General features: G+C 73.4%; 6 protein-coding genes. All 6 read left to right on the top strand.

Translation table 11 applies throughout. The features are described from left to right. A partial coding sequence (locus ABD324_RS26450; RefSeq protein WP_344423210.1) for a hypothetical protein occupies positions 1 to 87 on the top strand: 87 nt, incomplete at its 5' end. Then, the gene (alc, locus tag ABD324_RS26445) at positions 87 to 1,031 is read left to right on the top strand and encodes an allantoicase (protein WP_344422699.1); all 945 of its coding nucleotides are present in this window, start codon (positions 87 to 89) and stop codon (positions 1,029 to 1,031) included. The genes ABD324_RS26450 and alc, both read left to right, overlap by 1 nt. A 134-nt stretch (positions 1,032 to 1,165) precedes the next feature. Beyond that, positions 1,166 to 1,891, top strand: coding sequence for a hydroxypyruvate isomerase family protein (locus ABD324_RS26440; protein WP_344422696.1), 726 nt, complete (start codon positions 1,166 to 1,168; stop codon positions 1,889 to 1,891). Continuing rightward, on the top strand, positions 1,888 to 2,784 hold the full coding sequence (locus ABD324_RS26435) for a 2-hydroxy-3-oxopropionate reductase (protein ID WP_344422693.1): 897 nt from the start codon (positions 1,888 to 1,890) through the stop codon (positions 2,782 to 2,784). Before ABD324_RS26440 ends, ABD324_RS26435 begins: the two co-directional genes overlap by 4 nt. After that, a complete protein-coding gene (gcl, locus tag ABD324_RS26430) occupies positions 2,781 to 4,544 on the top strand; it encodes a glyoxylate carboligase (RefSeq protein ID WP_344422690.1) in 1,764 nt (587 codons plus the stop codon). Before ABD324_RS26435 ends, gcl begins: the two co-directional genes overlap by 4 nt. Further along, positions 4,541 to 5,683, top strand: coding sequence for a glycerate kinase (locus tag ABD324_RS26425; protein ID WP_344422687.1), 1,143 nt, complete (start codon positions 4,541 to 4,543; stop codon positions 5,681 to 5,683). The genes gcl and ABD324_RS26425 overlap by 4 nt, the downstream gene beginning before the upstream one ends. The last annotated feature ends 243 nt before the right edge of the window (positions 5,684 to 5,926 follow it).

Raw genomic sequence — 5,926 nt, 5'->3', positions numbered from 1 at the left:
CGCGGCGTCGTCCGCGGCACCTGGTTGCGCGGCTCGCGGGTGGGCTCCGACCCGCGCGGTCGGCTGATCGAGAGAGGTGAGCGCTGATGTACCCGGATCTCGCCCTGCGCACCGTCGGCGGCTCCGTGGTGTCGGCGAGCGACGAGTCGTTCGCCGCCAAGGAGAACCTGATCGTCCCCGGCCCGCCGCTCTTCGACCCCACGACGTTCGGTCACCGCGGCAAGGTCTACGACGGCTGGGAGACCCGTCGCCGCCGGCCGGGTCGTTCGTCCGGGCGAGGTGAGGACGAGGCCGTGGTCCGGCTCGGCGCGCCCGGCATCGTCCGGCGGATCGTGGTGGACACGAGCTGGTTCACCGGCAACTACCCGCCGCACGCCGCGGTCGAGGGCCGCGCGGACGGCGACTGGTTCGAGCTGGTCCCGCTCTCGGACCTCAAGGGCGACAGCGAGAACGCCTTCGACGTGCGCTGCGGACGGCGGGTCGCGGAGGTCCGGCTCCGGATCGTCCCGGACGGCGGCGTCGCTCGCCTGCGTGTCTTCGGTGAGGCCCTGCCCGATCCGGCCTACCTGGCGGTCCTCGGGACCGTCGACCTCGCCGCCGTCGAGAACGGCGGGCACGTCCGGGACGTGTCGAACCGCTTCTACAGTGAGCCCCACAACCTCCTGCTCCCGGGCCCGGCCCGGTCGATGGGGGAGGGCTGGGAGACCGCGCGGCGGCGCGACGACGGCAACGACTGGGTCGAGATCGGCCTCGCCGCCGAGTCCCGGATCGCCGTCGCGGAGATCGACACCCGCTACTTCCTGCACAACGCCCCCGGCCGGGCCGTCCTGACCGGTGGTGGCCGGACCCTGCTGGACGCGCCCCTGCAGCCCGACACCGTGCACCGGTTCGTCCTCGCGGACGCACCCCCGGTCACCGAGGTCCGCCTGGACATCCACCCCGACGGCGGCCTGTCCCGAGTACGCCTCTGGGGCACCCCCACCGACACCGGCAGGGCCGACCTGGAACGGCGCTGGCACGCGGCCCTCTGACCCACCCCGCGCGTTATGGAACCATGACGCGCTCAATCGGCCCGTCAGATCGCGTTATGGTTCCATAACGCGAATTGGGGGCGGGCGTTTCTGGAGTTGTCGTGACTTCTCGTCATGCTCTGAATTGTTCTCTCGTGCTGACCGAACTGCCGTTGCTGGAGCGGCCCGCCGCGGCTGCGGCCGCGGGATTCACGGCCGTGGAGTTCTGGTGGCCCTTCGCCTCCGCCGCGCCCGGGGATCGTGAGGTGGAGTCGTTCGCCCGGTCGATCGAGGACGCGGGGATCGATCTGATCGGGCTCAACCTCGCCGCCGGCGACATGCCGGCGGGGGACCGCGGGCTCGTGTCCTGGCCGGGGCGCGAGCAGGAGTTCCGGGACTCGGTCGCGGTGGCGGTCGGGCTCGGCGAGCGGTTCGGCATCCCGGTCTTCAACGCGTTGTACGGCAACCGGATCGACAGCGCCCGCGATCAGGACGGGCTGGCCGACGAGAACCTGGCGTACGCGGCCAAGGAGGCCGAGCGCATCGGGGCGACCGTGGTGGTCGAGCCGCTGAGCGGTGCCGACCGGTACCCGATCCGGACCGCCGACCAGGCGGTCGCGGTTCTCGACCGGGTCGGTGCGCCGAACCTCGGGCTGCTCGCCGATCTCTACCACCTCGCCGCCAACGGCGAGGACCTCGACGCGGTGATCGCCCGGCACACCGACCGCATCGCCCACGTCCAGCTCGCCGACTGCCCGGGCCGCCACGAGCCCGGCACCGGTGAGCTCGACTTCCCGCACCTGCTCGGACTCCTGCGCGACCACGGCTACACCGGCCGGACCGCGCTGGAGTACGTCCCCACCCGAAAGGTGACAGCATGAGCACCCCGCAGAAGACGACGATCGCCTTCGTCGGCCTCGGCATCATGGGCGGCCCGATGGCCGGCCACCTCGTCGACGCCGGGCACGACGTCGTGGGACACAACCTCTCCCGGCTCGCCGTGGACGTCCTCGTCGAGCGCGGCGGGCGGGCTGCCACCGACACCGCGGACGCCGTCCGCGAGGCGGACGTCGTGATCACCATGGTTCCGGACAGCCCGGACGTCGAGGCGCTCGTGTTCGGGGAGGACGGCATTCTCGCCCGTGCCAAGCCCGGCACCCTGCACATCGACTGCTCGACGATCCGGCCGGACGTCTCCCGCCGGATCGCGGAGGCCGAGCGCGAGCGCGCGATCCGTCCCGTCGACGCCCCGGTCAGTGGCGGCGAGCCTGCCGCGGTCGAGGCTGCTCTGTCCATCATGGTCGGTGGGGCTGCGGACGACGTCGCTGCGGCGCGGCCGTTCCTGGAGACCGTGGGAAAGACCGTCGTCCACGTCGGGCCTTCGGGCGCGGGGCAGACGGTCAAGGCGGCCAACCAGCTCATCGTCGCCGGGAACATCCAGCTCGTCGCCGAGGCGCTGGTGTTCCTGGAGGCCTACGGGGTGGACACCGAGTCCGCGCTCGAGGTGCTCGGGGGAGGCCTGGCCGGGAGCACCGTGCTCGCCCGGAAGGGCGCCACCATGCGGGCCCGGACCTTCGCGCCCGGGTTCCGGATCGACCTGCACCACAAGGACATGGGGATCGTGACGGCGGCGGCGCGGGAGGCGGGCGTCGCCATCCCGTTGGGTGCGCACGTGGCCCAGCTGGTGGCGTCGCTGCGCGCCCGAGGCCACGGATCACTCGACCACAGCGCCCTGCTCACGCAGGTCGAGGAACTGTCCGGGAGGACCACATGACACGCATGCGCGCCGTCGACGCCGCCGTCGCGATCCTGAAGGCCGAGGGTGTGTCGCACCTGTTCGGCCTGCCCGGCGCCGCGATCAACCCGTTCTACGACGCCGTCCGCCGCGACGGCACGCTGACCCACGTCCTGGCCCGGCACGTCGAGGGCGCCTCGCACATGGCCGAGGGGTACACCCGGGCGAAGGCGGGCAACATCGGCGTCTGCGTGGGCACCTCCGGGCCCGCGGGCACCGACATGATCACCGGGCTGTACTCGGCGATGGCGGACTCGATCCCGATCCTCGCGATCACCGGGCAGGCGCCGGTCGCGAAGCTGTACAAGGAGGACTTCCAGGCGGTCGACATCGCCGCGATCGCCGCACCCGTCACCAAGCTGGCGATCACGGTCCGGGAGCCCGCGCAGGTCCCCGGGGCGTTCGCGCAGGCCTTCCACCTGATGCGCTCCGGGCGGCCGGGTCCGGTGCTGCTCGACCTGCCGATCGACGTCCAGCAGGGCGAGATCGAGTTCGATCCCGAGACGTACGCGCCGCTGCCGGCGCACCGGCCGGAGGCCACCCGGGCCCAGGTCGAGAAGGTGCTCGACCTGCTCGCGGGTGCCGAGCGACCGGTGATCGTCGCCGGCGGCGGGATCGTCAACGCCGACGCCTGCGCCGAGCTCGTCGCGCTGGCCGAGCTACTGGACATCCCCGTCATCCCGACCCTGATGGGCTGGGGCGCCATCCCGGACGACCACCCGCTCATGGCCGGGCTCGCCGGTATCCAGACCGCGCACCGCTACGGCAACGCGACCCTCCTGGCGTCGGACCTGGTGCTGGGCATCGGGAACCGCTGGGCCAACCGGCACACCGGCGGGCTCGACGTCTACCGGCGCGGGCGGAAGTTCGTCCACGTCGACATCGAGCCGACGCAGATCGGCCGGGTGTTCGCCCCCGACTACGGGGTCACCTCCGATGCCGGGGCCTTCCTCCGGACGGCCCTGGAGGCGGCCCGCGAGCGGGAGCTGCCGGACCGCAGCGCCTGGGTGCGGGAGTGCGTCGAGCGCAAGGGGACGATGCAGCGCCGCACCCACTTCGACGACGTCCCGATCAAGCCGCACCGGGTGTACGAGGAGATGAACCGGGCGTTCGGGCCGGAGACGCGCTACGTCAGCACGATCGGGCTCAGCCAGATCGCCGGGGCCCAGTTCCTGCACGTCCAGCGCCCGCGGCACTGGATCAACTGCGGGCAGGCCGGGCCGCTGGGCTGGACGGTGCCGGCGGCGCTCGGGGTGAACGTGGCGAGTCCGGAGGCGCCCGTCGTGGCCTTGTCCGGGGACTACGACTTCCAGTTCATGATCGAGGAGCTGGCGGTCGGGGCGCAGTTCACGCTGCCGTACATCCACGTCGTCGTGAACAACTCGTACCTGGGGCTGATCCGGCAGGCGCAGCGCGGCTTCGACATGGACTACTGCGTGCAGCTCGGCTTCGACAACATCCACTCACCGGAGCTGGACAAGTACGGGGTGGACCACGTCAAGGTCGCGGAAGGACTGGGCTGCAACGCGATCCGGGTCACGGACCCGGCTGACCTGCCCGGGGCGTTCGCCCGGGCGAAGGAGCTCGTGAGGCTCCACCGGGTTCCGGTGATCGTCGAGATCGTGCTGGAGCGGGTCACCAACATCTCGATGGGGCAGGACCTCGACGCCGTCGTCGAGTTCGAGGAGCTCGCGACCACCCGGGAGCACGCCCCCACCGCGACGATCCCGCTCCCGTGAGGGTGCTGGTCGCGCCCGACAAGTTCAAGGGCACGCTGACCGCCGCCGAGGCCGCCGCGCACGTCGCGGCGGGCCTGCGCGAGGCGGGCCACCGGGCCGTCGAGCTGCCGATCGCGGACGGCGGCGAGGGCACCCTGGAGGCCGCCCTCGCTGCCGGGTTCCGGCGGCTGCCGGTCACGGTCTCCGGGCCGACGGGCAAACCGGTGGACGCGGCGATCGGGCTCCGGGACGGGACCGCCGTCGTCGAGCTCGCCCTGGCCTCGGGCCTGACGCTGGCTCCGCGCGATCCGCTGGGCGCGAGCAGCCGGGGGACCGGAGAGCTGATCCGCGCGGCGCTGGACGCGGGGGCCCGGCGGATCGTGCTCGGGCTCGGCGGCAGCGCCTCCACCGACGGGGGCGCCGGGCTGCTGTCGGCGCTCGGCGCGCGGATCCTGGACGGCGCCGGGCGGGAGGTGCCGGCCGGCGGTGGGGCCCTGGCCTGGGCGGAGTCCGCGGATCTCGGCGGTCTCGATCCCCGCCTGGCGGACGTCGAGATGGTGCTGGCCTGCGACGTCGACAACCCGTTGCTCGGCCCGGACGGGGCGGCCGAGGTCTACGGCCCGCAGAAGGGTGCGGATCCCGAGGCGGTCGCCCTCCTCGACGCGGCCCTGGAGCGCTTCGCCGTGGTGATCGCCAGAACCGGAGCAGAACGGTCACTGAGCGAGCGTTTCGCCCCGGTCCCGCTGATCTCGCCCTCGGTGTCCGCCGCGCCGGGTGCCGGCGCTGCCGGAGGAGTCGGGTTCGCCGCCCTCGCGGTCCTCGGGGCGCGGCGGCGGGCGGGGATCGAGGTGGTGCTGGAGCTCGTCGGGTTCGCCGAGGCGCTCGACGGTGCGGATCTCGTGGTGACGGGAGAGGGGGCGCTCGACCGGCAGACCCTGCACGGCAAGGGACCCGCCGGGGTCGCCGCGGCGGCGCGCGCGGCGGGGGTGCCGGTCGTGGCGGTGTGCGGGCGGTGCGACCTCGATCCCGCCGGTCTCGCGGGAGCCGGGTTCGCGCGGGTGGACGCCCTCGCGGACCTCGATCCCGTTCGCTGCACCACCGACCCCGGCCCCCTCCTGCGGCAGGTCGGGCGGGGGCTGGGCATCCCCGAGGCGGGGTAGCCGGGACCGGCCTCCCCGCGACACCGGTCTCGATCCGGCGCGGCCCGGCGCCAGGACGCGACTCGTGCGGGGCCGGGTCCCGGCTCGCGCGGGGCCGGGCCCCGGCTCGCGGGGCTGCGGCCGGCTCCCGGGGCCCACGTCGGTCCGGGCCAGGTCGTGAGTGGCGATAGTCGTCAGGACGACTGTCCAGTCTCATGAGATGTGTCGTTGGGCGTGTCGCAGGACATGTGTCGCAGGGTCGGG

It is taken from the genome of Pseudonocardia ailaonensis (assembly GCF_039531635.1).
GTDB classification, from domain to species: Bacteria; Actinomycetota; Actinomycetes; order Mycobacteriales; family Pseudonocardiaceae; genus Pseudonocardia; species Pseudonocardia ailaonensis.
This window is presented reverse-complemented; position numbering and strand designations above follow the sequence as displayed.

Coding starts and splice junctions, on each gene's coding strand:
- alc (WP_344422699.1), top strand. CDS start 87: ATGTACCCGGATCTCGCCCTGCGCACCGTCGGCGGCTCCGTGGTGTCG.
- ABD324_RS26435 (WP_344422693.1), top strand. CDS start 1,888: ATGAGCACCCCGCAGAAGACGACGATCGCCTTCGTCGGCCTCGGCATC.
- gcl (WP_344422690.1), top strand. CDS start 2,781: ATGACACGCATGCGCGCCGTCGACGCCGCCGTCGCGATCCTGAAGGCC.